The 26,403-nt window shown below is 68.7% G+C and carries 12 protein-coding genes and 5 pseudogenes; 9 read left to right on the top strand and 8 right to left on the bottom strand.

Going from position 1 to position 26,403, the window contains the following annotated elements; translation table 11 throughout:
* Nucleotides 1–47: 47 nt before the first annotated feature.
* Together AC5L3C_RS23330 and AC5L3C_RS23325 are read left to right on the top strand one after the other, a co-directional pair.
* Nucleotides 48–1,586 (top strand): trypsin-like serine protease, encoded by a 1,539-nt coding sequence (locus AC5L3C_RS23330; RefSeq protein WP_493650668.1) that lies wholly within the window; start codon nt 48–50, stop codon nt 1,584–1,586.
* A gap of 233 nt (nt 1,587–1,819) precedes the next feature.
* Nucleotides 1,820–3,973 carry an MMPL family transporter gene (locus AC5L3C_RS23325; RefSeq protein WP_125506173.1) on the top strand — a complete coding sequence of 718 codons (2,154 nt, stop codon included), beginning with the start codon at nt 1,820–1,822 and terminating at the stop codon, nt 3,971–3,973.
* A gap of 204 nt (nt 3,974–4,177) precedes the next feature.
* Here the strand turns inward: AC5L3C_RS23325 and AC5L3C_RS23320 are convergent, their stop codons facing one another.
* A complete protein-coding gene (locus AC5L3C_RS23320) occupies nt 4,178–5,620 on the bottom strand; it encodes a HAMP domain-containing sensor histidine kinase (RefSeq protein ID WP_493650667.1) in 1,443 nt (480 codons plus the stop codon).
* Nucleotides 5,617–6,306: a response regulator transcription factor gene (locus tag AC5L3C_RS23315; protein WP_125506171.1), complete on the bottom strand. Its 690-nt coding sequence runs from the start codon at nt 6,304–6,306 to the stop codon at nt 5,617–5,619. The genes AC5L3C_RS23320 and AC5L3C_RS23315 overlap by 4 nt, the downstream gene beginning before the upstream one ends.
* Nucleotides 6,307–6,811: 505 nt before the next feature.
* On the opposite strand from AC5L3C_RS23315, the pseudogene AC5L3C_RS23310 reads away from it, so the two are divergent.
* A pseudogene (locus tag AC5L3C_RS23310) lies at nt 6,812–6,953 on the top strand (tyrosine-type recombinase/integrase); the annotation flags it as partial.
* A 54-nt stretch (nt 6,954–7,007) separates the two neighbouring features.
* Here the strand turns inward: AC5L3C_RS23310 and AC5L3C_RS23305 are convergent.
* Nucleotides 7,008–7,754: pseudogene (locus tag AC5L3C_RS23305) on the bottom strand (SDR family oxidoreductase); the annotation flags it as partial.
* A 78-nt stretch (nt 7,755–7,832) separates the two neighbouring features.
* Nucleotides 7,833–8,342 carry a Rossmann-fold NAD(P)-binding domain-containing protein gene (locus AC5L3C_RS23300; protein WP_125506169.1) on the bottom strand — a complete coding sequence of 170 codons (510 nt, stop codon included), beginning with the start codon at nt 8,340–8,342 and terminating at the stop codon, nt 7,833–7,835.
* Nucleotides 8,343–8,759: 417 nt separating this feature from the next.
* Between AC5L3C_RS23300 and AC5L3C_RS23295 the strand changes: the two genes are divergently transcribed.
* Nucleotides 8,760–9,704 carry a LysR family transcriptional regulator gene (locus AC5L3C_RS23295; protein ID WP_125506168.1) on the top strand — a complete coding sequence of 315 codons (945 nt, stop codon included), beginning with the start codon at nt 8,760–8,762 and terminating at the stop codon, nt 9,702–9,704.
* Nucleotides 9,705–10,606: 902 nt separating this feature from the next.
* Here AC5L3C_RS23295 and AC5L3C_RS23290 read toward each other — a convergent pair.
* Nucleotides 10,607–10,715 (bottom strand): annotated as a pseudogene (locus AC5L3C_RS23290) (hypothetical protein); the annotation flags it as partial.
* Between the two features lie 544 nt (nt 10,716–11,259).
* Here AC5L3C_RS23290 and AC5L3C_RS23285 point away from each other — a divergent pair.
* The 5 genes from AC5L3C_RS23285 (at nt 11,260) to AC5L3C_RS23265 (ending at nt 24,252) form a co-directional block, all read left to right on the top strand.
* On the top strand, nt 11,260–11,571 hold the full coding sequence (locus AC5L3C_RS23285; protein ID WP_493650666.1) for a hypothetical protein: 312 nt from the start codon (nt 11,260–11,262) through the stop codon (nt 11,569–11,571).
* Complete coding sequence (locus AC5L3C_RS23280) at nt 11,558–12,787, top strand: VCBS repeat-containing protein (RefSeq protein ID WP_493653985.1); 1,230 nt, start codon at nt 11,558–11,560, stop codon at nt 12,785–12,787. Before AC5L3C_RS23285 ends, AC5L3C_RS23280 begins: the two co-directional genes overlap by 14 nt.
* Before the next feature lie 74 nt (nt 12,788–12,861).
* Nucleotides 12,862–16,503: a LamG domain-containing protein gene (locus tag AC5L3C_RS23275; protein ID WP_493650665.1), complete on the top strand. Its 3,642-nt coding sequence runs from the start codon at nt 12,862–12,864 to the stop codon at nt 16,501–16,503.
* 94 nt (nt 16,504–16,597) lie between these two features.
* The gene (locus AC5L3C_RS23270; protein WP_493650664.1) at nt 16,598–23,602 is read left to right on the top strand and encodes a polymorphic toxin-type HINT domain-containing protein; all 7,005 of its coding nucleotides are present in this window, start codon (nt 16,598–16,600) and stop codon (nt 23,600–23,602) included.
* 11 nt (nt 23,603–23,613) lie between these two features.
* The gene (locus AC5L3C_RS23265) at nt 23,614–24,252 is read left to right on the top strand and encodes a hypothetical protein (protein ID WP_493650663.1); all 639 of its coding nucleotides are present in this window, start codon (nt 23,614–23,616) and stop codon (nt 24,250–24,252) included.
* Between the two features lie 203 nt (nt 24,253–24,455).
* On the opposite strand, the pseudogene AC5L3C_RS23260 reads toward AC5L3C_RS23265, so the two are convergent.
* The 3 genes and pseudogenes from AC5L3C_RS23260 to hppD form a co-directional block, all read right to left on the bottom strand.
* Nucleotides 24,456–24,761 (bottom strand): annotated as a pseudogene (locus AC5L3C_RS23260) (tyrosine-type recombinase/integrase); the annotation flags it as partial.
* A gap of 33 nt (nt 24,762–24,794) precedes the next feature.
* Nucleotides 24,795–24,974 (bottom strand): annotated as a pseudogene (locus AC5L3C_RS23255) (helix-turn-helix domain-containing protein); the annotation flags it as partial.
* A gap of 266 nt (nt 24,975–25,240) precedes the next feature.
* Nucleotides 25,241–26,389 (bottom strand): 4-hydroxyphenylpyruvate dioxygenase, encoded by a 1,149-nt coding sequence (hppD, locus tag AC5L3C_RS23250; RefSeq protein ID WP_493650662.1) that lies wholly within the window; start codon nt 26,387–26,389, stop codon nt 25,241–25,243.
* Nucleotides 26,390–26,403 lie beyond the last annotated feature (14 nt).

Raw genomic sequence — 26,403 nt, 5'->3', positions numbered from 1 at the left:
ACACCGCCGCGGCGGACCGGAGACGACCGGCGTCCAAGGTGAGCCGCATGAGAAAGCACTCGCTCCTGCTGGGGGCCGCCGTGCTCGCACTGGCCGCTCCCTTACTGTCCGCCTCTCCGGCGCAGTCCGTCGTGGGCGGCACCGAGTCGACCGAGCCCTACTCGTTCATGGGCTCATTCCAGCCGTCGTATCCGGCGCCGCCGCGCCCGGACCACCACGGCTGCGGGGTGGAAGTCCTCGCTCCGCAATGGGTCCTGACCGCCGGCCACTGCGCCGGCAAGAACCCGACCAACGCGAAGACGGGCGTCCCGCGCGGCTGGAAGGTGCGGGTCGGGTCGCTGGACACGACATCCGGAGGCGAGGTCGCGGAGGTCGACCACTACTACCGGCTGGCGACCAGCCGCGACGAGGGCGGCTTCTGGGGCAAGGACCTCGCGCTGATGCACCTGCGGAAGCCGGTCCGGGCCGAGCCGGTACGCCTCGCCTCGGCCACGCCGCCGGACGGCACGCCCGTCCGCATCATGGGCTGGGGCACGACCTGCGACAACGACACCGGCGATCCGGAGTGCCTCCCCACGCGACTGCGCGAGGCGGACACGGTGGTGCAGCCGCTCTCCGTGTGTCCCGTGGCCGCGTCCGGGGAGCTGTGCGTCGGCAGCCGCGACGGCGGCGTCTCCGCGAGGAACATGGACTCCGGCGGGCCCGCGCTGGTCCGCGAGGACGGCCAGTGGGCGGTCGCCGGTGTGGTCAGCGGCCCCAGCGGCGACGACGCGCCGACGCTGTACACCGACGTCACCCGGCATGCCGACTGGATCAACGGCATCATCAACGGCACGAACGTGCCCCCCGATGACGTGATCCCGGACGTGGAGGGCACCGTGGACCTGAACGGCTGCGCGGGCTCGGTGATCCGCACCCCCGCCGCCCGGCCGAACGACCCGGCCCTGCTGCTGACCAACGGCCACTGCGTACAGGGCCAACGCCCCGCACCCGGAAGCGCCCTGGTCGACCGCCCCGCCGACCGGCCCGTCCCCATGGCCGACCCCCAGGGCTACCCCCGGACCACGGCCCGCGCGACCCGGCTCGTCTACGCGACGATGACCGGCACCGACATCGCGCTCTACCGCTTGGACAAGACCTACGCCCAACTGAGGGCCAAGGGCGCGAAGGTCTTCCGGCTCACCTCCGCCCCCGTACGCGCGGGCGACCCGCTGACCATGGCCTACACCGGCCGCCGCTTCACCTGCACCGCCGAGGCCGTGGTCCCGCACCTGCGGGAGGGCGGCTACCAGCAGGACAACGCGATCCGCTACACCACGAGCGAGGACTGCACCCCCCATTACGGCACGTCCGGCTCACCCCTGCTGTCACCCGACGGCACCACGGTCGTGGGCATCCACAACACCCACAACGAAGCGGGCGAACAGTGCACCGACAACAACCCCTGCGAGGTCGACCGCCACGGTGCCGTGACCTCCGCCCCGGGCCGCGCCTACGGCCAGCAGGTACACATGATCACCACCTGCCTGACCAAGGGCTCCCACCTGGATTTGTCCCGCGAGGGCTGCACCTTGACGGGTGAGTAGGCAGAAGAGCCGAACCCCGACGGGCCCCCGGTTCAACCGGCGGGCCCGCCCATGTTCGCCGGGACGCGCACCGCCCCGGGCTGCCGCGTGAACCGGCCTTGCACGCCGATGTGTGCGTTCGGCACGCGGTTCGGGCAGCCGGTCTGAGCAGCGTACTAACAGTGGCCTCAGGTTCGCTCGCTAGGAAGTTGGCATCCAGATCAGCGATGCAACCCCTATGCAGGAGGCTAGTGATGGCAGTCAATGCGGCGCCGTCCGGGAGAGCGCCGGCCGGCCGGCTGGCCGGCCGGTGGGTGCCATGGTTGGTGATCGGCCTGTGGCTGGTGCTGGCGGCGGGCATGGTGCCGCTGAGCGGAAAGCTGAGCTCGGTCACCACCGACAGCGCCGTGGACACCCTGCCGGCCGGTGCCGAGTCCACCAAGGTGGCGGCGCTGGACGACAGTCTCCCCGGCGGCGAGGACAGCACGTTCGTCTTCGTGTACCACCGGGCCGACGGCATGACCGACGCCGACCGCGCGACGGTCGAGCGGCACTACGACACCCTGGCCAAGCGGTACCCGCCGAAGGAGGCGGAGGCGGCCGACGAGGACGACGAGGGCTCACCGACGAGCCTCTCCACCGACCGCAAGGCGATGACGTTCACCCTCGAGGTGAGCACGGACTACGGCCCACCGGAGGAGATCGTCGGCCCGTTGCGCGACGCCGCGGAGGACCGCCCCTCCGGCCTGGAACTCGACGTGACCGGCCCGGGCGCGATCGACGGCGACATGGATGCCGTCTTCGACGGCATCGACGAGCAGGTCCTCCTCACCACCATCGCCGTCGTCACGCTCCTGCTCATCCTCACCTACCGCAGCCCGGTGTTGTGGATCATCCCGCTGGTGGCCGTCGGCGCGGCCGCACTGACCGCGATGGGGACCGTCTACCTGCTCGTCAAGGGCTTCGGCATCGTGGTCAACGACCAGAACTCGGCGCTGCTGACGATCCTGGTGTTCGGCGTCGGCACGGACTACGCGCTGCTGCTCATCGCCCGATACCGGGAGGCACTGCACCACCATGAGAACGTCCGGGTCGCGATGGTCCACGCCCTGCGCAGTGCGGCGCCGGCGATCGTCGCGTCCGCGGCCACCGTGGTCGCCGGCCTGCTCTGCCTGCTCGTGGCGGACCTGAACAGCACCAGCGGGTTGGGCCCGATCGGTGCGGCCGGCATCCTGTGCGCGCTGGTGGCCATGCTGACGCTGTTCCCGGCGGTGCTCGTGGTGCTCGGCAGGCGGATCTTCTGGCCGGCCGTTCCGCGGTTCAGTACGGCCGTCGAGGAGAAGCGGGGGCTGTGGGGACGGCTCGGCACCGCCCTCAGCCGCCGCCGGTGGGTGGCGACGCTCGGCTCGTTCGGAGTCCTCGGCGTGCTCGCCCTCGGGCTGGCGGGCAACACCGGCGCCCTGCGGGAGCAGGACCAGTTCCTGTCCGCGCCCGAGTCGGTCACCGGCTTCACCGTTCTCCGCGAGCACTTCCCGGAGCTCGGCGGCCAGCCGATGACGGTCTTCACGCGGCCGGCGCACCAGGAGCGGGTGCTCGACGTCGTCGAGGACACTCCCGGTGTGGCCATGGCCGTCCCGGAGCAGACCAGCGGTGACTGGGCCAACATCTCCGTGTTCCCGAAGGACGCGCCGGACACCGCCGCGGAGTACGACACGATCAAGCGGGTGCGCACCGCCGTGCACGCGGTGAGCGGGGCGGAGGCGATCGTCGGCGGGCCGAGTGCGGAGAACCTCGACACCGAGGTGACCACCAAGCGCGACGAAAAGCTGGTGATCCCGCTGGTGCTCGTCGTCGTCCTGATCATTCTCGGGCTGCTGCTGCGCGCGGTCCTGGCCCCGCTGGTCCTGATGGCCACCGTGATCGTCTCGTTCGCCGCGGCGTTCGGCGGCAGCGTGTTCGTCTTCGACACGATCCTCGGGTTCAAGGGCATCGACTCCTCGGTGCCGCTGCTGGCGTTCCTGTTCCTGGTGGCGATCGGCGTCGACTACAACATCTTCCTGACCAGCCGGGCCCGGGAGGAGACCCTGCGTCTCGGCACCAGGGAGGGCATGCTCAAGGCCCTCTCGGCCACCGGTGGCGTCATCACCTCGGCGGGCCTGGTCCTGGCGGCCACGTTCGCGGTCCTCGTCACACTTCCGCTGGTGATGCTGGTGGAGGTCGGGTTCCTGGTCGCCTTCGGCGTGCTGCTCGACGCCCTGCTGGTGCGGTCGGTCCTGGTGCCCGCCCTCACCTTGCTGATCGGGCGGCGGATGTGGTGGCCGAGCCGCCTGGCCCGTCCGGCGGCGGAGCTGCCGGACGGTCGACAGGCGGCGCTCGCCGACGAGGAGGAGTCCGCGCTGCAACGGTGAGCGCGGCGCCACGGACGAGATCCGGGACGGGAACCCAGGCCCGTCCCGGATCTTTTGCATGGGTCCGACGGTCGCCGCCCTCTGGTCGCGCGCCACGCGCCGGGGTGGGGCGCGGCACATCGCGACGCGCTGCCCCGGCGGTGAGCCACGCGGGGCCCACCCCAGGCCCGCCGCCCCACGTCCTGCGCCGCACCGGAGGGGCGGTCAGCGCAGCCCGGTGTCATCCCCGGCGGTGAGCCGCGCGGGCGGGGCCGCGGCCGGAAGGTCGAGCCGAAGCAGCGCGCCACCGCGCGCGGAGCGGGCGACGGTGGCACTGCCGCCGTGGGCGTCGACGACCCGCTGCACGATCGACAGCCCCAGACCGGATCCCGGCAGCGCCCGGGCGCTGTCGGCACGGTAGAACCGGTCGAACACCCGCGGTACGTCGCCGGCGTCGATGCCCGGCCCGGCGTCGTCGACCTCGAGCACCGCCGACTCGCCCTCGGCACGGAGCCGGACCTGGACCGGCTGGTCCTCGGGGGACCACTTGCCGGCGTTGTCGATGAGGTTGAGCACCGCTCGCTCGAGCGCGGCGGGACGCCCGTTCACCCGCACGGAGGTCACGTCGAGCGCGATGTCGACGTCGGGCACGCGAGAACGCGCCCGGGCCGCGGCGGCGACCACCACGTCGGCGAGGTCGAGCACCTCGGTGCTCTCGTCGCTGACGTCACCGCGCGCCAGGTCGGTCAGCTCGGCGACAAGGGTGCCCAACTCGGCCACCTGGGCGCCGAGATCGTTGAGCAGCCGGGTCCGGCTCTCCGCCGGCAGTGCGCTGTCCAGGGTGCCGCGCCGATCGAGCCGCATCAGCAGCTCGACGTTGAGGCGCAGGCTGGTGAGCGGGGTCTTGAGCTCGTGGGCGGCGTCCTCGGCGAGCAGCCGCTGTGCCTGCCGGGAGTCCCGGAGCGCGGCGAGCATGTCGTTGATCGACCGGATCAGCCGCCGGATCTCCCCACCGCCCTCGTCCGGGATGTCGGCGTCGAGTTCCCGGGTGTGCGCGACACGTACGGCGGCGGCGGTCAGCCGGTCGATCGGTGCCAGCCCGGTCCGCGCCACGGCCCGCCCGACCAGGGCGCCGCCGGCCACGCAGAGCAGCCCGATCAGCAGCATGCCGAACCCGAACCGGTTGACCGGGCTGTCGTCGACGACGCGGGCCACCTGGACCGCGCCGTCGCCCGCCCGCAGCGTGTAGACGGCGTAGCCCTCTTCGTCGCTGCCGTTCGACTCCATCAGATCGGCCGACGCGCCCCGCGCCACGCGCCCGGCGTTCTCGCTGACCGGGGGCAGCGCGGGTTGTCCGGCCGGCGTCCGGACCGAGCCGTCGGGCAGGATGACCCGCACCAGCCGACCGGATCCGGCATACGGCGACAGCTGGACCTGCGCCAGACCGGCGCGCTCCGCGTTCGCCGCCAGGACGCGGGAGTCGGCGCGCAGCTGTTCCTCGACGGTGTCCCGCAGCTCCCATTCCATGAGCTCGCTGGCCACCTGGAAGCCCACGAACACGCTGACCGCGATGGCCGTCGCCGCGATCACCGTCAGCCTGGCCCGCAGGGACCGCCGACGCCACCATCGCGTCAGCCGGCGCGGTTCCCGGCCGGCGGGCCTGCTCACGGAGGAGTCTCCCGCAACGTGTATCCCAGGCCGCGCAGCGTGTAGATCAATCGCGGCTCACCGTCGGCCTCCATCTTGCGGCGCAGGTAGCTCACGTACACCTGGAGGTTGTTGGCGGTGGAGCTCATGCCGAAGCCCCACATCGCCTCGAACAGCGCGTCGCGGGTCAGGACCCGGGTCGCGTTGCGCACGAGGACCTCGAGGAGGGAGAACTCGGTCCGGGTCAGATGCAGCGGCCGGTCGCCCCGCCACGCCTCGAACCGGTCGGGATCGAGCCGGACGTCGGCGTACGACAGGATCTGCGACTCCTCGGTCGGCGTGCGCCGGCGCAGCAGGGCCCGCACCCGGGCCAGCAACTCCTCGGTGGCGAACGGCTTGGGCAGGTAGTCGTCGGCGCCCGCGTCCAGCCCCGCGACCCGGTCGGAGACCTGGTCTCGGGCGGTCAGCATCAGCACCGGCAGATCCCGGCCCGCGGCCCGTAGCCGCCGGCAGGTCTCCAACCCGCCGAGGCGGGGCATCATCACGTCGAGGAGCAGCAGATCCAGCGTGTCACCGCCGGCCCCACCGACCCCGTCGAGCACGGCGAAACCGTTGGTGACGGTGCTGGTGTCGTACCCCTCGACCTGGAGCACCCGCTCCAGCGAGTCCCGGATGGCCGGGTCATCATCCGCGATCATGATCCGCACGCCGCCCGGCCCCTTCCGGTCAATGGTTTTGCCGCCCATTGTCCCCGACCAACCTGAGGCCAGGCTTAGAGCGGCGGCTCCTGGTGGCCGTTCTGCCGGCCGCTGCGCCCACCGGCGACGACGGCGCCGTGACCACGCTGAAGCCCTGCCAACCGCCGGGCTACCCGTCAGGCACCCAATCCGCCAGGAACGTCCCGCTTCGAGAGATGTCCCTGAAAGCCATGACCAGCCCTTCATGAACCCTCTGGTTGGTGAAGGGCTGGAGAACTGAGAGATCGCGCCGGACTGGGAGACGGCTCCGCGTTTGGCCTGTGGATCCGGACGGATGTCCAACGGGCTCTGGAGCGCCGTCAGGCGCAGTACACGGACATGGTGCGCGACCTGCCCGCGCTGATCGGTAAGTCGGTGCAGGCCGTGCACGTGGCCCCAACCCTGCTCCTGCGAGCGATACCACCCGTGCGACTGGGTGTCTCGGGAGCGCGTCTCCGAGGTAACCCCCTGATGATTCGCCACGCTCCTCCGCAAGACCGGCCTCCGTCGGATCCGCTCCCCCGGCCTCAGGCACTCGACCGCGACTCTGCTCCTGGAACAGGGCGTCGACATTTGTCGTGATCAAGGAACTCCTCGGCCACGCCCCACTCCGCGTCCGCGGCGTATGCGGTGTCGCGTTGCTTTTCGAAGGATGTGAGTCGGTCACGCACTGTGGTGGTGACAGCCTCGTAGGCGTCGGAGTTCAGCAGCAGCCGTAGGGGCGGGTCGTCGGACAGAGCCGCCTCGATGGTGGCGTGGGCGACGCCGGACTGGCTGCCGACCATGTCCTCCAGCTTGATCTCGGGCATGTCCGCCGGTCCGCCCTGGTACGGCTCGCTGAGCGGAACCCGCTGAGCCGCATCGTAGAAACTGGTTCGGACCATTCCGGGTTCGACGAGCACCGTCTTGATTCCGAACGGGGCGATCTCGGTAGCCAGCGACTCGAAGTAGCCCTCCACCCCCCACTTGGTGGCGTGGTAGATCGCGAACCCGGGGAAGGTGATGTGGCCGCCCATGCTCGACATCTGGACGAGTACGCCTCCGCCCTGCTCGCGCAGGTGCGGGACGGCACGGCGGGCGAGCTGGATCGAGCCGGTGAGATTGGTGGTGATCGTTGCCTGGACCTGTTCGTCGGTGAGGTCCTCCGCCGCTCCGAACACGCCGACACCGGCGTTCGAGACGACGACATCGATGCGCTCGTGATCGGCGAAGGCCTGGCTCATCACCTGATCGATCTGGGCGGTGTCCGTCACATCGAGGCGCCGGCGCCACAGCCGGTCGCCGTACCTGTTGGCGAGGTCGTCGAGCTGCTCGGGCCTGCGCAGGGTTGCGGCGACCCTGTCGCCGCGGGCGAGCAGCTGCTCGGTCAGTTCACGGCCGATGCCGCGAGAGGCTCCGGTGATGAGCCAGGTGGTCATTGTTCCTGCTCCTGAGACTGTGATGGTTTCGATGTCGGGTCAATGAGGGGGTGAGCACGGCACCAGTGCGGACCGGTGTCAGCCGCCGGTCGCGGCGTTGACGGCACGCGCTGCCGCATCAGAGGAGCGGCGTAGTGCCTGGTGGACGTCTGCCGTCATGCCTACGTGCAGTTCGAGTTCTTCGCGTTCCACGCCGTCGAACAGTGCGGCGATGGCGTCGGTGGCGGGCATCTTCCGGTCGGAGACCACGCCGGCTGAGAACGGGGAGTCGACGAGGGGGGCCATGAACTCGAAGACCTTGATCGGTGAACCGTCGCGTTCGAGCTGGAGTCGCACGGACTGGACCAAGGAGTGCAGTGCCGCCTTGGTGGCGCTGTACGTCGGGTTGGTGATGTCCGGTGCGAAGGCGACTCCCGCAGCGGTTGCCCGCAGTTCATCGACGAGCTTGCGGAATGCCGCATCATCGACCGCGGAGAACCGAGTGACAAGGCATACCTGGTCCGGACTCATCGCGGCATCGGCAGGCAGCCGCCCCTGATGCACGGGGCCGCTCGGATGCCCTCCTGTGTTCTGTGCCGACAGGCTCATCACCTGACCTCCGTTTCGTCTGTGGTGGAGCACCTCCAACATCCGTCACATGAGCCATGTCGACAAGCGATGGTTTCTCATGGGAGGCATGCGGCAATCGCATGCCTCACGGATGGACCACTCGCCGGCACCCCACACGGTCACCGCGCCGACCCGAGAACCGGAGCCGAGACTGTCACCTTCGCGGCCGCCGGCCCTCTCGGCGCCATCCGTCTCTCTCTGCAGTACGACTCCGTGGGCTGCCACTGCGCCCGGGCCGCAGCCGGCACGCCCTGTCTGGCCGTGGTGGACCAGGAAATGCCCCTGAGCCCGTGCCCTCGCTCGCCGCGGCCACGACGGGCTCTTCCGCGCAGCGCCATGACGGATGGGTAAGGGCTCGCTTGCTACCCCCTGAACGCCGCGCATATCGTCCAGCTCATGGCGGAACTGACCTTGACCGGACTGCGAGTCGTACTGGAAGTGGCTCGGCAGGGGTCGTTCACCGCGGCGGCGGAGGCACTGGGGTACACCCAGTCCGCGGTCTCGCGGCAGGTCAACGCCACCGAAGCCGCTGCGGGAGCCCTGTTGTTCGAACGGCATGCCCGCGGCGTGCGGCCGACGAAGCCGGGGGAGGCTCTTCTGCGCCATGCCCGGCAGGTGATCGCCCATCTGGAATCAGCTGAACTGGAGATGGCCGGGCTCCGCGACCGCCTCGCAGGTCGCCTCGCCGTCGGCGCGTACCCGACCGCTGCGGCCGGTCTGGTGCCGCGGGCCATCGCGCGCCTACGCCAAGCTCATCCGGCCCTCACGGTGAGCCTGTGGGAAGCCTCCAGCCCCGCACAGCTGCGTCGCCTGCGCGCGGGACGCATCGAGGTGGCCGTTGTGGCCATCGGGGAAGGGCTACCCGACTACGACTTGACGGGCCTGCGCATCGAAGCCGTGCCCACCGGACGGGGCATGGGCGTAGCCGTCAGCGCCGACCATCCGCTGGCCTCCCGGAAGGAGGTCCACATCGACGAGCTGGCCCAGGAGTCCTGGATCGTCGGTACCGGCGACGAAGGCAGTCCTCAGTTCGGTGCCTGGCCCACCCTGGAAGCCCCTCGAGTGGCCTATGAAGCTCGTGGCTGGCAAACCCGGCTGGGGCTCGTCGCCGCCGGACTGGGGATCTCCGTCCTTCCCCGACTCGCGGCGGACGCCGTTCCGCAGGGTGTGAAGTGGCTCCCCGTCCGGGACCCGGCACTCGTCATCACAAGAGAGACGGTCATGGTCACGGCGGCCGAGCGATCGGCCGGTGCGCGAGCCATGCTCCAGGCGATGCGGCATGAGCCCCCGGATCCTGTCAGCCGGTCTGGCGTTGTCGATGGGTCGGACGGGCCGTCGTAGGTCCGGAGATCCAGAGGCGCCGGGTATGGCCTACATCCGGTTGCACCAGATGGTTCACGTCACCTGGCCGCCCGGCGTCTCACGACGACGACGCCGCTGATGAGGAGCTGCGGGCCCCTGCGGGTGCATGGCCGAGCAGGACCCCCTGATGTTCGCCGCCGTTGCCGTCAGCTACTGCCGTCAGGTGACGCATAACGGCAGACAATGGACTAGCGTCGATCCCGAATATTCACTAAAGCGAACGTCGGGACGGTCTGCGGGGGCCGGACTTCAGTCCGCATCACCAGCGATGATGCGCGCCGCATCTGTTACTACCTCGCTCCACACTTGAAGCCCTTCAGTCTCGAACTCCTCCAGGAGAGCCCGGCGCACGTCGCCCATTGGCCGCCCACGGTGACTGGCCCGGACACGCTCAAGTGCACGTTGGTATGCAGCGACATACTCGCGAACCTCCGGCATCGCTTCGTCGTAGCCATCAGCGCTCGACACATTCAGCTCGCTCTCGTTCTTTCGGCACATCGAGCATCAGAAGTTCAGTCGTTGCACGAGGCTCAGCGAAGACATCGCCTCAGGACTGAATATGCGCTCGATCCTTCCGCTGACCTCGCCGGTTACGCGAGTTGTGATGTGGCCAGCGGCAGTTGGTCGGTCATACTCGCATCGGCACATCCTGAAGATCATGAGCGCCGGACGCTCGCCGAGCCCCGCACACGAGGCGCCGAAAGAGGCGGTAGCGCTCAACGTCTCGCCGTCCCCCGGTGTGACGCGATAGGTGAACAGGCTCCCCGGCTGATTCAGCGATCCTCCGTGCGCGTTCGCGCGCGCTGCATCCCCACTCAGCCCGTTCGCCTGGATGGCATCCGCGTGCGTCGATGTCGTACCGTGAGCAAAGTCCAGGCTGTCATTGCAGTTGTGAACGAGGATCGGTGTGGTCCCCGCCAGCACATAGTACGTGTGGATTCCGGTGACCGTGAGGTCGTGTGTGCGCTGGCGTTTGTCGAATGCGCGGGTGGCTTTGAGGGTGACCGAGTCGTATCTGCATTCCTAAATAGTGAGCTATAGGGCTGTTCGCCGCTTTGGCGGCAAGCCGCCGATGCGGTGGGCCGGAGGTTGCATTACCTTCTCAAGCTGCTGTTCCGCGCGGTTCTTTTCGGCCAGTGATGTGGTCACGTTTGGTATGTGGCCAATGCGCGAGCGCAGGTCCCAGCTGGCGAGGGACGCCGCCCGAGCGAAGGGTCGGCAACGGCAATCAACGCATATAGGTATGAATGAGTGAAAATTGGCAGCTCCTGCCCGCAACCACGGGTGTGCAGATTGCCGTTTGATGACTGATTGCCGGATTCGCGTCAACGGGTGCGTGAGGATGAACGGGAGAGCGAGTGCCTACTTGTGCCCAGAGTCTGGAGATGGTGTGCATTCTTTGTGACTTATGTCACGAGCTCCAAGAGGTGCGCGGGTATTGCAGGCTCACTCCATCCGCAGTGATGATCCTTCGGCTTTTGATTTTTCTCATCCCTTCCTTATTTACGGGGCGTGTGTGTTAGGACTCGGGAAAGTGTGGCGACGCAGTTCCGTCGCCGTCACCGTGGGAGCGCTGCTCACCTTCGGGCTCGGAGCCGGCGGTACGCCGGCCGCGGCCGCCGTCGCTTGTCCGTCGGGCATCGACTCGGACTTCAACGGTGACGGCATCAGGGATACGGCGATCGCAGATCCCGAGGCGACGGTGGCCGGCGTGCGGGAGGCCGGGCAGGTTCACGTCGTCTACGGCGGGGGCAAGGGCACGCTGACCGTGTCCCAGGAGCTGGACGACATCCCGGGGGGGGCCAGAGGCGGGGGACCAGTACGGCTACGCGCTGGCCGTCTATGACGCGGACCTCGACGGCTGCAGCGACCTGGTGATCGGCTCGCCGTATGAGGACATCGGCACCGCGGCCGACTCCGGCGCCGTCCACCTGCTCTACGGGGCCCCCGACGGTCTGAACGCCGGTACCAAATCCGTGAAGGAGTTCTACCAGGGCGCCGACAAACCCCTGGGGGGCGCCGCGGAGGCGGGCGACTGGGTCGGCTACGCGGTCACCGCCGGCCAGACCGCGAACGGGAACCCGTACTTGTTGATCGGCATCCCCGGTGAGTCGGTCGGCGATCAGGAGGACGCCGGAGGCTTCTGCTACATCCATGGAACGGCGCAGACGGTCGTCGGCGTCAACCAGGACACCGAGACCGGCGGTGCGGTACCCGGCACTGCCGATCGGGACGACCGCTTCGGTACCACCCTCGCCGCAAGCCCGACCCATTTCGCGGTCGGCGCGCCCGGCGAGGCGCTCGGCACGACCACCTTCGCCGGTGCCGTGACCACCTTCAGCCACACGCTCAGCTCCGGCCGTCCCAAACCTCTCACCGGAATCGCCCAGGACCAGGAGGCCGTCCTCGGCGCGGAGGAGGTCGAAGACCAGTTCGGCGCCGCGATCGCCATGGTCCCGTACCGGCCCTCCGGCGCCACCTCCACCACCGAGTCACTGCTCGCGGTCGGTATTCCCGGAGAGGACCTGGCCACGACGGTCGACGCGGGTGCCGTCCAGGTGTTCCGGATAGCGGCGAGCGGCGCCTTCACGGAGATGACCTGGATCGACCAGAACGCCGCGGACATGGCGGAGGACACCGAGGCCGGTGACTTCTTCGGCCGGCGGCTCGTCGCCGTCAACACCGCCCCGAACTCCACGACCACCGCGACGAACACCCGACTTGCCGTCGGTGTACCCGGCGAGGAGTCGTCCGAGGAGCACAGCGACAAGGGCGGTGTCCAGATCGTCCCGCTGGTCGGTCCGCCCGGTGCCTCCGACGAGTGGATCGACCCGGGCTACGGGATCCCGGGCATCCCCGCCTCGCGCCAGCTCGCCGGCCTGTCGCTCGCCGCCACCCCTTCGCTGCTGTACGTCGGAATGCCCTACGGACCGGCCGAGGGGCACGCGGTTCACGGATTCCCGTGGGACGTGGCGTCCGGCGGAGCGCCGACAGTGACGATCAGGCCCGGTGAGGGCGGGATCCCGGCGGCCGACACCACCTTCGGCGTGACGGTCCGGTGACGGTGCCTCGGGAGAGGGGTGCCGCCGGTGGCCGCACCAGTGGGACAGACATGAACCGACTGGAGAGTGGACACGTGTCCTCGGACAGACCCCGACTGATACGACGAGCCGTCGCGCTGCGCGCCGCAGTGGCGGCCGCAGCCGCCGGCGCGGTGGTGGCGGGAGTGGTCGCGCTCCCGGCCGACGGCGGGCCGGAGCGCCACGCACCCGTCGCGGACGACCAGCCGATGGTGACCGAGCAGCAAGCTCTCGCCGAGGCACAGAAGAGCGGCCGGAAGGTCGAGGTCGTCGGGCTGCGCAGCGAGCGCCGCGAGGTATTCGCCGAGCCTGACGGGAGCTTCACCGCTCGCGAATACACCGAGCCCGTCCGCACCGTGCAGAACGGCGAGTGGGTCGATGTCGACGAGACGCTCGTGGAGCGTGCGGACGGTACTTGGGGACCCAAGGCCGCCACCGTCGACGTGTCCTTCTCCGCCGGACAGACGGACAAGCCGTTCGTGACGATGCGGCGGGCCGGCCGTGAGCTGGCCCTGTCCTGGCCGTACGGCCGGCTGCCCGAGCCGACCGTCGAAGGCGACACCGCCACCTACCCAGAGGTACTGCCCGGCGTCGACCTGGCCTTGCGTGCCGAGGCCGACGGCTTCGGTCATCTGCTCGTCGTCAAGACACCCGAAGCGGCGTCCGACCCGCGCATCGCCCGGCTCGACCTGGGCATGACGACCGACGGGCTGCACGTCGCGGAGGACGCCGCCGGGGCGATCGTCGCCGAGGACGCCACTGTCGGCGGTACCGTCTTCCAGGCCGGCAAGCCGGTCATGTGGGACTCGGCTGCCGTCGAGGAGACGCCGGCCGGGAAGCAGGGCCCGAAGGCTGTGGCGAAGACGCTGCAGGATACAGCGGGAGAGTCCGCGATCCCCACGGCCGTGCCCGGCACACAGGACGTGTCCGAGTCGGCCCTCGAGGGGCCGGGCGGCGGCGGCCGCGTCGCCCCCCTGGATGTCGAGGTGGGCCAGGGCAGGCTCAGCCTCATTCCCGACCAGGAGCTGCTCAGCAGCGAGGACACCGTCTTCCCCGTGGTCATCGACCCCATCCAGCGGACCACCTCCCGTACCGCCTGGACCGGGATCATGTCCGGAATGCCCTCGGAGCAGGACTGGAAGTACTCCGGCAGCGCCGGTGTCGGCAAGTGTCCCACCGACTACAGCCCCAAGTCGTGTGACGGAATCGGCCGTCGCCGCCTGCTGTTCACCATGCCGCTCTCCTTCTACAAAGGAAAGCAGATCATGGGCGCCACCTTCTCCGCCCGGGTGGAACACATCTACAGCGCGACCCCGACCGCAGAGCCGATCCGGCTCTACCGGATCGGTGGCAAGGACTACCGCATCACCTCGTCCAGCAACTGGTCCAACACCTCGGACGACTGGGACGACCACATCGGGACCGTCGACAAGGCGATCTCTCCGACATCCTGCTCCAGCCAGGCCAACCTGCACTTCGAGGGCGGCGCAAGCGGCGAGCTGACCAGCGAGGTCAAGACGGCCGCCGCGAACGGCTGGAACTCGATGACGCTCGGCCTGCGTGCGGCCGACGAGTCCCGCTTCGCCGAGTGGAAGCGGATCTGCGGCAACGCCTACCTGTCGATCAAGTACAACAACCTGCCCCGGCAGATCAGAACGGCGGACATGTCCACGGACCCGGGTGGTTCGTGCAAGTGGGGCGCGGGCCGCGCGACCACCGACAGGCCACCGACGCTGGAGGCCATCGCGAGCGACCCGGACCACGGCAACGGCAAGACCGACAAGGTCAAGGTCCAGTTCAAGGTGGAGTGGACGGATCCCACCACGAAGGAGGCCAAGTCCTACACATATCTGAGCCGTGACTGGCTCTCCCCCACCCGGGGGACCGAGTTCAAGCACACCGTCAAGTCGACGATCCCGCAGAACACGGTCATCTACTGGAGCGCACGAGCGACCGACGGTGACGGCTACGGTCCGTGGAGCTCGGCGGGTGACCCCGCGCAACGCTGCGAGTTCGTCTATGACAAGACATGGCCGGGCAAGCCGCTGGTCCTGTCCAAGCAGTACCCCTCCGACACCGTCTACCACGACGGCGTGGGCACCTACGGCACCTTCAGCTTCTCGCCCAACCCGAACGACTCCATCCCGGACACCGATGTCGTCGAGTACCGCTACTCCTTCAATGGTGCCGCGCTCACCCGGCTGACCCCGGCCAAGGCGGGCGGCTCCGTCTCGACGCAGTGGATGCCGACCCGCTCCGGGCGCCAGGTGCTCGAAGTGATCGCTGTCGACAAGGCGGGACACGCCAGCAGTACCCTGTACGACTTCCTGGTGAGCGAGGGCAGACCGGTCGTCGCCCAGTGGAATCTCGCCGACCCGGCTGACGGCACCGAGGCCCACGACGAGAGCGGTGAGTTCTCGGCAACCGCGGGCACAGCCGTCACCTTCGGCGCGGACGGCCCCGGCGGCAATGCGGACAGTGCCGCTCATCTCGACGGCAGCGCCGACGCGTACCTCGACGTCAGCGAGACCGTGCTGGACACCGCCAAGAGCTTCAGCGTCAGCGCCTGGGTGCGGCCCACCGCGCTCGACCACGACACGACGGTCGTCAGCCAGGACGGCACCGGGGAGCCCGGCTTCACCCTCGGCTACGACGCGACGGCGAAGACCTGGGCCTTCGCCGTCCCGGTCAACGACGTCGATTCGCTGGGCAAGTGGCAGGCCCTCGCCGCCGACACCACGGTGATCAAGGACCAATGGGTACTGCTGACCGGCGTCTATGACGCGCAGAAGGCCGGCGGACCGCAGCTCCAGATCTACGTCAACAAGGACCTGAAGGGCACCGCCGACCGTCGTTCCACGTGGAAGTCGTACGGCCCGCTGCAGATCGGCCGGGCGACGGCCAAGAGCGGTTACCGCGACCACTTCACTGGTGACCTCGCCGAGGTCCGCGCCTTCGACCGTGTCCTGCCGACGGCTCAGGTCGCCGAGCTGATGACCGTCAAGCCGGCCCGCAAGGGCTACTGGCAGCTCGATGAGGCCACCGGGGGTGGTTCCCCGGAAACCGGCGGCGGTCAGGCGCTGACCCTCGCGGGCAACGCATCGATCTACCGTCCGGCCGACCCGCTGTTCGACGTCTCGGCCCTGGTCGGCGAAGGCAACCTGGTGCTGGACGGCGACGGCGACCACGCCGCCACCGCGACCGCCCCCGTCACCGGTAACAGCAGCTTCACCCTGACGGCCCGTGCCCAGCTCACCTCGCTGGACCCGGAGAAGTCACAGACGGTGCTCTCCCTGCCGGGGGCCCATGCCAACCGTGTCCAGGTCCGCTACCAGGCCGCCACGCAGCAGTGGGAGCTGGCGGTCGCCCGGACCGACGCGGCCGCCCCCGAGATCGTCACCTTCACCGACGACCAGGCGCTGCCCGACACCGGCGCCTCCGGCCAGCACCTCGCCGTCGTGTACGACGCTTTCGCCCATTCGATCCGGCTGTACGTCGACGGCCAGCTCGTCGCCGGCGCCTACGGCCAGGACGCCACCCTCTGGTCCGCCACCGGCGGCCTTCAGGTGGGCCGTTCGCTGCGCGGAGAGAGCGAATACTTCGCCGGCGCCATCGACGAGGTGCGGGCGTACAGCGGCGCGGCGGATCCGGTCGCGGTGCAGCAGATGGCCCGCCTGACTGCTCTCCCTGACATGTGACATTCCGTCGAAGTGAGGTGTGTCGGGCCGTAAGAGTCCGGCACACCTGTTCAGCCTCCTTCTCTCCCGCCCCCTACGATCAGGAAGTTGACGGATGCTCTTCCGTGGCCGCTTACTGAGCCGCCGCCCGCCCAGACCGGTGGTCGTCGCGACGGTGCTCGGGCTCGCGCTCGCCCTGTCCGCGTCGTCGGTCCAGGCAGTGCCGCTCGACGGCGGAAACCGGGGCCGCACCGACCGCCCCGCTGTCCAGGATGACGGGGATCCCGCCGAGGGACACTCCGGGAAAGCGAAGCCCCGCCCCTCCGACCCGGCCCGTAAGGCCGCGGTCAAGGGCCTCGACAAGGCGCTGTGGCCCCGGCAGGGCGGCGCCGAGATGACCGTGGGATCGGCCGGTCCGACCGAGGTCGGAGGGCTGCCGGTCAAGGTCGGCGAGGCGAAGACCGGAGCCAGGACCAAGGCGAAGGCCGCGCAGTCGGCGCAACCCGCCGACAGGGTCCGCGTGGACGTCCTCGACCCCGCGCGCGCCGCGAAGACCGGCGCCGACGTCCTCTTGGGCGTCCGGCGCGCCGACGGCGAGGACAAGGCAGCCACAGTCCGCCTGACCGTGGACTACTCGGAGTTCGCCGAGGGCTTCGGCGGCTCCTACGCCTCCCGTCTGCAACTGGTGCAACTCCCCGCCTGCGCCACGGCCGCCGTGCCCGGCAGCGAGGCCTGCCCCGAGCAGCCCAAGGCGCTGCCCACCGTCAACGACGTGCGGACCGGCACGATGTCCGCCGACGTCACGGCCGCTCCCGCCCCCGCGAAGGGCGTCTCCACCATGGCCGCCGACGCCACCTCGCTCGTCGCGGTGACGGCGGGCCCGTCGAGCGCGCAGGGCACGTACAAGGCGACGGCACTGTCCCCCTCGGCCGACTGGACCGTCGCCGCCTCCTCCGGCGCATTCAGCTGGAACTATCCGCTGCGCACGGTCCCGACCCCCGGCGGTCTCACGCCCACCGTCGGTCTCGGCTACTCCTCCCAGTCGGCCGACGGCCGCACGTCCGCCACCAACAACCAGGGCTCCTGGATCGGCGAGGGATTCTCCTACGACCCGGGGTACATCGAGCGCCGCTACAAGCCCTGCTCCGACGACGGCCACAGCGGCTCCGGCGAGCAGTGCTGGGCGTACGACAACGCCACCATCATGCTCAACGGCATGTCCGGCGAGCTGGTCAAGGACGACACCACCGGCGAGTGGCACATGTCGTCCGACGACGGCACCAAGGTCGAGAAGCTGACCGGCGCCACCAACGGCGACAACGATGGCGAGCACTGGCGCATCACCACGCCCGAGGGCACCGAGTACTACTTCGGGAAGAACCGCCTGCCCGGCTGGGCCTCGGGGAACGAGGAGACCGCCTCTGTCTGGACGGCCCCCGTCTTCGGCGACGACTCCGGTGAGCCCTGCTACAACAGCACCTTCACCAGCGCCCACTGCAAGCAGGCATGGCGCTGGAGCCTGGACTACGTCAAGGACACGCACGGCAACGTGATGTCCTACTACTACGGGCGCGAGACCAACCGCTACGCCCTGAACGGCAAGACGGACGTCAACGGCACCGCGTACCACCGCGGCGGCTACCTCAAGCGCATCGACTACGGCCAGCAGGACGGCAAGGTCTACGACGCCAAGGCCCCGGCCCGCATCGTCTTCGGCATCGCCGAACGCTGCCTGCCCACCGCCGACTTCGACTGCGCGGCGAGCAAGCGCACGAAGGCCAACGCCTCCCACTGGCCGGACGTACCCGTCGACCAGGAGTGCAAGGCCGACACCAAGTGCACCTCGCCCGTCCAGACCTTCTTCACCACAAAGCGCCTGACGTCGATCACCACGCAGATGCGCGAGGACGCCACGACCTACCAGGACGTGGACGCCTGGACCTTCACTCACCTGTTCACCGACAACGGCGACGACTCCAAGACCCTCTGGCTGTCGAAGATCGACCACGAGGGCCGGGCCGGCACCGCCGTCGAGCTGCCCTCCGTCGAACTCTTCGGTGAGCAGCTCGCCAACCGCGTCGACGCGACCGGCGACAACATCGCACCCTTCCACCGCTACCGGCTCTCCCTGGTGCTCAGCGAGACCGGCGCCCAGCTCGACGTCAACTACGCACCCGCCGACTGCACCAAAGCGACGCTGCCCAAGCCGGGTGAGTCGACCAAGCGCTGCTACCCGGTGAAATGGGCACCGCCCGGCTCCATCGACCCGATCACCGACTGGTTCCACAAGTACGTCGTTTCCGCGATCATCGAGACGGACCGCACCGGCGGCAGCGACGGCATGGTCACCCGCTACTCGTACCAGGGCGACGCCGCCTGGCGTAAGGCCGAGCCCGACGGCATCACCGACGAGAAGTACCTCACCTGGGGCAGTTGGCAGGGGTACCGCAAGGTCACCGTCACCAGCGGCACCGCGGACAAGCAGATCTCGCGAGTCGACCACACCTTCCTGCAGGGCATGGACGGCGACAAGGACCCGGCCGGGGGAACCCGGTCGGTGAAGGTCAAGGACTCCACCGGAACCGAGTACACCGACGCCGAGGAGTTCACCGGCCACGAGCTGGAGACCGCCACCTACGACGGCGGCCGGCTGATCTCCAAGACGATCAACACACCCTGGAAGCACTACACCGCCACCCGGGCCAAGAGCTGGGGCACCACACGCGCGTCGATCGTGCGCGCCCGGACCGGCCGCGGCTTCAACCTGCTGTCCGACGGCACCTGGCGCGAGACGAAGTCCACCACCACCTATGAGACCGGCAACCACACCGGTCGCGTCAAGGAGATCGACGACCAGGGCGACCTCTCCACCACCGAGGACGACACCTGCACCCGCACCACCTACGCGGACAACGCGGCGAAGAACATCCTCTCCCTGCCCGCGCGCAGCGAGGCGGTGTCGGTGAGGTGCTCCGCCACCCCCGACCGCAGGACGCAGGTCCTGGCCGACGAGCGCACGTCCTACGACGGAGGAGCCTTCGGAGCGGCCCCGACCAAGGGTGACGCGACGAAGACCGAACGGATGACGTCGCACAACGGCACCACGGCGACGTACCAGGTCACCGGGACCACGACCTACGACGTCTTCGGCCGCCCGCTGTCTCAGAAGGACGCCGGGCAGAACGAGACGAAGACCGCCTACACCGAGACCAACGGTCTGCTGACGAAGACCGTCGTCACCAATGCCCTGGGTCATGTCACCACGACCGACTACGCCCCCGCCTGGGGCATGTCGACCGGTCAGACCGACCCCAACGGCCAGCGCACGGACCTCGCCTACGACGCACTGGGCCGCCTGACCTCCGTATGGCTCGCGGACCGGCAGAAGAGGCAGACGCCGAGCATCAAGTACTCGTACGACGTCCGCAAGGACAAGGTCACCTCGATCAAGACCGAGAAGATCGAGAACGACGGGACCTACGGCGCGGAGTACCAGCTCTACGACGCTCTTCTCAGACCGCGCCAGATCCAGACCGAGGGTCCGGACGGCACACGGATGGTCGCCGACACGTTCTACGACGGCACCGGCAACATCAAGAAGACCAACGCGACGTACAACGCGGCCGGCGCGGCCTCCGGCGAACTGCTGGTGGTCCCCGACGGTGAGATCGGCGCACAGAGCCTCATGCAGTACGACGGCCTGGGCCGGACCACCGCGCAGATCTTCGCGGTCGGCGGCGCGGAGCAGTGGCGCACCACCACCACGTACGACGGTGAGCTGACCCACGTCGATCCGCCCGTCGGCGCATTGCCGACCACGACGGTCGCCGACGCCCAGGGCAACACCATCGAGATCCGTCACCACCGTGGCTCCTCACCCGGCGTGGGCGTGCCGTACGAGTCGACGAAGTACACGTTCACCCCGGCAGGCAAGCTGGAGACGGTCACCGACGCCAAGGGCAACGAGTGGCGGTACGAGTACGACCAGCTGGGCCGCAAGACCAAGTCGGTCGACCCCGACGCGGGCACCTCACGCACGGAGTACGACGACCTGGACCGGCCGGTCGCGACCTACGACGGCCGGGGCAAGAAGACCTCGACCGTCTACGACGCGCTCGGCCGCGTGGTGACGACCTGGCAGGGCGACCCGAACACCGGCACCAAGCTGAGCGAGAACCGGTACGACAGGGCGGGCTGGCTGGGGCAGCGGTACGCCACCCTCAGCTACGTCTCCCCGACGGAGTACTTCGCCACGGCCGTCCAGTCGATGGACGACTTCTACCGCCCGCTGAAAACGGCGTACCAGGTCCCGGCCTCTCAGGGTTCCCTGGCCGGCACCTACGTCTTCACCTCCACCTACAACCGTGACGGAACGGTCCAGGGCATGGGTCTGCCGGCCATCGGCGACCTGCCTGCGGAGGGGCTGGTCTACACGTACGACTCCCTGCAGCGGCCGAAGTCGATGACGGGCAGCATCACCCCGTACGTCACCGACACCGTCTACTCCGGCAAGAGCCTGGTGCAGCAGCTGGAGCTGTCCACCGGCAGCGGCAAGAAGGTCTGGCAGACCTTCAGCTACGAGAAGGGGACCGACCGGCTCACCCGCTCGGTGGTCGACGTCTACGACGCGACCGCCCCCGCGAAGGACGCGCGGTACTCCTACGACCAGGCAGGCAACGTCCTGTCCATCGCGGACACCGCGAACTCCGCCTCCCCAGACCTGCAGTGCTTCGCCTACGACACCCGGCAGCGACTGAAGGACGCGTGGACTCCGAAGGCCACCGCGGCGAGCGCGGCCGGCACGGGAACGCGTGGCTCCACCACCCCGGTGGACGGCAGCGGCCCGACGGCCTGTGACTCCGCGGCGGGCACCGGCGCCCTGGGCGGCCCGGCCCCGTACTGGAAGTCCTACGAGACCGACGCCATTGGCAACCGTGTCTCGGAGACGGTTCACGACACCGGGCTCGATGCTTCGAAGAACATCACCCGTAGCTACGAGTACGGCGGCGCGGGGGCCCAGGGCAGCGGCCCGCACCAGGTCACCAAGGTGGTGGAGAACACCCCGACCGGGGACCGGCAGTCGTCGTACGAGTACGACGACGCGGGCAACACCACCCAGCGCACCATCGGCGGCGACACGCAGACCCTGGCCTGGACGGACACCGGGAAGGTCCGTGAGGTCACCGAGGCGGACGGCTCGAAGACCAGCTACCTGTACGACAGTTCCGGCAGCCGGGTCATGCGCAAGGACTCCTCCGGGACGACCGTCTACCTCCCCGGCACCGAGCTGAAGCTGTCGGCCGACGGTACGAAGACATCGGCCACCCGCTACTACGAGTACGCCGGGCAGTCGGTGGCCGTGCGCACGGACGGCAAGCTGTCGTTCGTCGCCTCGGATCACCATGGCACGGGTGAACTGGCGATCGATTCGGCGACGGGGGCGGTGTCCCAGCGTCGTTTCGACCCCTACGGTGTCCGGCGCGGCGAGGACTCCGGCATGTGGCCGGGGGAGAAGGGCTTCGTCGGCGGCACGATCGACGCGCAGACGGGCCTGACACACCTGGGAGCCCGCGAGTACGACCCGCACCTGGGCAAGTTCATCTCGGTCGACCCCCTCATCGACTACACCCGCCCGCACCAGATCAACGGCTACGCCTACGCGGACAACTCCCCGGTGACCCTGTCCGACCCGTCGGGCCTCGAGAGCTGCTTCGGCTACGGGTACTGCGCCGGCTACGGCGATCCCAAGAGTGAAGGTGGTCCCAGCACCTACACCGACACCGGCAACAAGGACGTCGACAAGGCCCAGTCGGACGTCAATGAGGCGTCGGCGAACGTGGCGTCGGCGAGGGCACAGCAACTGGTCGCCAAGCAGCGCATCAAGACGGCGGGCAAGGCTCTCGTCAAGATTGTCCGTGACCTCGTGGGCGTCGACGCGGCGCTGGACTGCATCTCCAGCGGCGACGTCGGAGCCTGCGGCGAGACCCTGCTCAACATCGCCGGCAGCTTCGCGGGCGGACTGGCGGGCAAGATCCTCGCCAAGTACGGGGCACCGTGGAACTGGGCGAAGGGCGCCAAACTCGCCAAGCGGGTCACCGGCCTGATCGCAGACCTGATCGGCGGAACCAAGGCCCTCCACAAGGCGGGCAAGGCCCTGGGCAAGGCACGGGCCGGCCTGGCGAAGGCCAAGGACAAACTGGCCGATGCCAGAAAGAAGGCAGCAGCCGCACGTAAGAAGGAAACGGCCGGCGACGCCGGATCCTGCCTCGTCGGAGGGAAGCACAGCTTCCTACCCGGCACCAAGGTCCTCCTCGCCAACGGCAAGACCAAGCCGATCGAGAAGGTGAAGCTCGGCGACAAGATCACCGTCACCGACCCGAAGACGGGCGGCAACACGGTCCGCGAGGTCGTCGGCACGATCGTCACCGAGGACGACAAACATTTCGTCGACCTGACGATCAAACAGGTCTCCGGCACGTCCGAGAAACTGGTCTCCACCACGACCCACCCCTTCTGGTCGGACTCCGAGCAGGCCTGGATCGAGGCCGGCGACCTCAAGCCAGGCATGCGCCTGCACACCGCGAACGGCGACTCGGTCACCCTCAAAGCCACCCGCGCATTCGACAAACGCCAGCGCACACACGACCTCACGGTCACCGGCATCCACACGTACTATGTGCTGGCGGGGGCCACGCCGGTCCTGGTTCACAACTGCGGCGGCGGCGCTCTCGATCTTGACAACCTGCAAGACCGAGCCGACACCCTGCACGCGCTCATCCCGGCGGGGAAGGCGAACGACAGGGCGACCACTGGAGTCATGCACGCGGTAGGCGGTGGACCGGAATCTCTCGACGTTGTGGCCGTTGGAGCACGGAAGAATATCTCTCAGATTCAACGTGCACAGCTCCTCCCTCACGAGCTCGGGATATCGCGCACTGGCGTGGACGCATCAGGAAACTTCCCGCATGCAGAGGTCAAGCTCTGGGAGACAGCAGTCCATCTTGACCTAACGCCGACAGGCCTGGCAGTGAATAGACCGTTCTGCCCAGCATGTCGGGGTTTCCTGCAGGGCAAGGGTGCGACCCTGGTCAGCGATACACAGGCGATTTGGACTCCGTGAGGTGAATTGAGATGGGATTTCTCGAAGACGTCGAAGTCGTCCGTGTGGAGTGCGCACGGCTGACCCCACGCCAACGGCTGGCCGTCACGGCTCTGTGTGCGACGAAGGTGCGATCGGTATCCATGGCGTTCCTTCATGATTCAGGAGAGGGAGACTCCTTTTACCGGATCAACAACGGACTGGATGCGGTGTGGCTGGACCTGCGCGGTATCCAGCAGGCCTCGGCGTCGGATCTCACGCGGGTCCGAGAGAAGGCAGAGTGCTGGATCACTCGCCTTGAGGATGTCGGCGGAGAAGCCGCCGGCTTCGCAGCGGATGCCATCTCCGTATCGGTGTCCGCGATGTCAAGCTTCCTTGAGGCAGATCCAGAGTCCGCAGTGAACTCGGCGATCTCGATCGCCGAAATCCGCTCGGAGATCGCCGAATTCCTGGCGGAATATCAGAGTGACGAAGGGGAGTACTTCCTGAAGGGTGACGAGGCCGGGGAAGCATCCCTAGCCGAAACCAAGGGCGATGTGGATTTCCTTGGGGAGTTTCCCGCTGACGAGTTTCCCGCGACTCGGTTTATGCGTCGGGCTGGGGCTGCGAACCTTGCTCTCGCAGAGCAGATGAAGTTGGTGCTGAAGGTGGATCGGTTGCGTCTGCCCTGAGAGGTTCCGCCGGACTGCCCCTTGATGCCTACTGGCGGTGCGGCAACTGCCGCCGGGGTGCTGCGTCGGTTGGAGGGCGAGGTGCAACCTCGCCATCCGGGGCGACGCAAACCATGTTGGGTAGCAGTCGCAAATTTGAAGCCCCGCCAGGTATGTCCTGGCGGGGCTTCTGCGTGGGATGACGGCAGTAGTTGACGGCAACGTCAGCGGACGAGGGCGGCGCAGGGTGGCGGTTCGTCGCCATCGCCGTTGGTTGTTTCGGTGATCGTGGGGCTTCCGAGCGCGGTGCCGAGGGCGTCGATGGCGTCACGCTGGAGGCGGAGTCGGACGTGGGCGTAGACGCCGGCGGTGACGCCGATGTGAGCGTGGCCGAGAAGTTCCTTGATGACGAGTTCAACGCCCTGTTCCAGGAGCAGGGTCGCAGCCGAGTGTCGTAGGTCGTGGAAGCGGATGCGGCGGATTCCGGCGCGGCTGAGGAAGCTCCGGAAGCGGCGGGTGCCACGAGCGGGGACGGCAGTAGCAGGTCGGAGGTGTGAGACCCCCAGCGCGCGGGCACAGGCGGCGACAAGAGCCGGGGAAGCGGGCTTCTGCCCGCACTCGACCTTCGACAACAGCGACTTCGACAGGGGCGCCCGCATCGTCAGCCCTTGCTGTGTCAGGCCGCGCTGCTTCCGGATACGGGCGATCCGAGCGCCGGTGTGCGCCTCGATGCTCTGCGACACTGGCGAACTCCGTTGTGCGGCAACACTTCGACGGTACCCCGCCCCAGCGCCGTATCTGCCAGCCCGAGCACCCGACCACCGCACAGCCGACCGACCAGCCGACGGCCACGGCGCACCACCGAAGCCGAGGCCTGTTGGCTTGCGCCTTCTGATCCGACGAAACTGCCTGGCGTGCGCAGCCGAGCCGAGCACACGTGTCCGCGGGCAGGCGGGCCTTCCCAGTACTTTGAGGGGAGGCCCGGCTGCCCGCGGGGACGCCTGCGGCGTTACAGGTTGCCGCGCTTGGCCTGTTCGCGTTCGATGGCCTCGAAGAGGGCCTTGAAGTTGCCCTTGCCGAAGCCCATGGAGCCGTGGCGTTCGATGAGTTCGAAGAAGACCGTCGGGCGGTCCTGGACCGGCTTGGTGAAGATCTGCAGGAGGTAGCCGTCCTCGTCGCGGTCGACGAGGATCTTCAGCTCGCGCAGGGTCTCGACCGGGACCCGGGTCTCGCCGGCCCACTCGCCGAGGGTGTCGTAGTAGGAGTCGGGGGTGTCCAGGAACCGGACGCCGGCCGCGCGCATCTGGCGGACGGTGTGGACGATGTCATTGGTGTTCAGCGCGATGTGCTGGACGCCGGCGCCGCCGTAGAACTCCAGGTACTCGTCGATCTGGGACTTCTTCTTGGCGATGGCGGGCTCGTTGATCGGGAACTTGACCTTGAGCGTGCCGTCGGCCACGACCTTCGACATCAGCGCGCTGTACTCGGTGGCGATGTCGTCGCCCACGAACTCCTTCATGTTCGTGAAGCCCATGACCTTGTTGTAGAACTCGACCCACTCGTTCATCCGGCCGAGCTCGACGTTGCCGACGCAGTGGTCGATCGCCTGGAAGAAGCGCTGGGCCGGCGGCTCGACGATCGGGGCGGCGGGGACGTAGCCGGGCAGGTAGGGGCCGTCGTAGCCGCTGCGCTCGACCAGCGTGTGGCGGGTCCTGCCGTACGTCGCGATCGCCGCGAGGACGACGGTGCCGTGCTCGTCCTTGAGCTCGTACGGCTCGGTGACGGAGCGGGCGCCGTGCTCGATGGCGTAGTCGTACGCGGCGCGCGCGTCCGGGACCTCGATGGCGAGGTCGATGACGCCGTCGCCGTGCGCGGCCACGTGGTCGGCGAGGAAGGCGCCCCATTCGGTGGACTGCTTGATCACTGACGTGAACACGAAGCGGGCCGAGCCGCTCTCCAGCACGTAGGACGCGGTCTCGCGGCTGCCGTTCTCCGGTCCGGAGTAGGCGACGAGCTGCATGCCGAAGGCGGTGGAGTAGTAGTGGGCCGCCTGCTTGGCGTTGCCCACGGCGAAGACGACCGCGTCCATTCCCTTGACCGGGAAGGGGTCGGCCTGCCGGGTGGTCGCTGCGGGAGTGTGGTCTGTGGTCTGCGTCATAGGTGCAGGGTGGG

The sequence above is a fragment of the Streptomyces speibonae genome (assembly GCF_984686075.1).
Note: the sequence above shows the minus strand (reverse complement) of the source record. Positions and strands in the feature narration are given on the sequence as shown.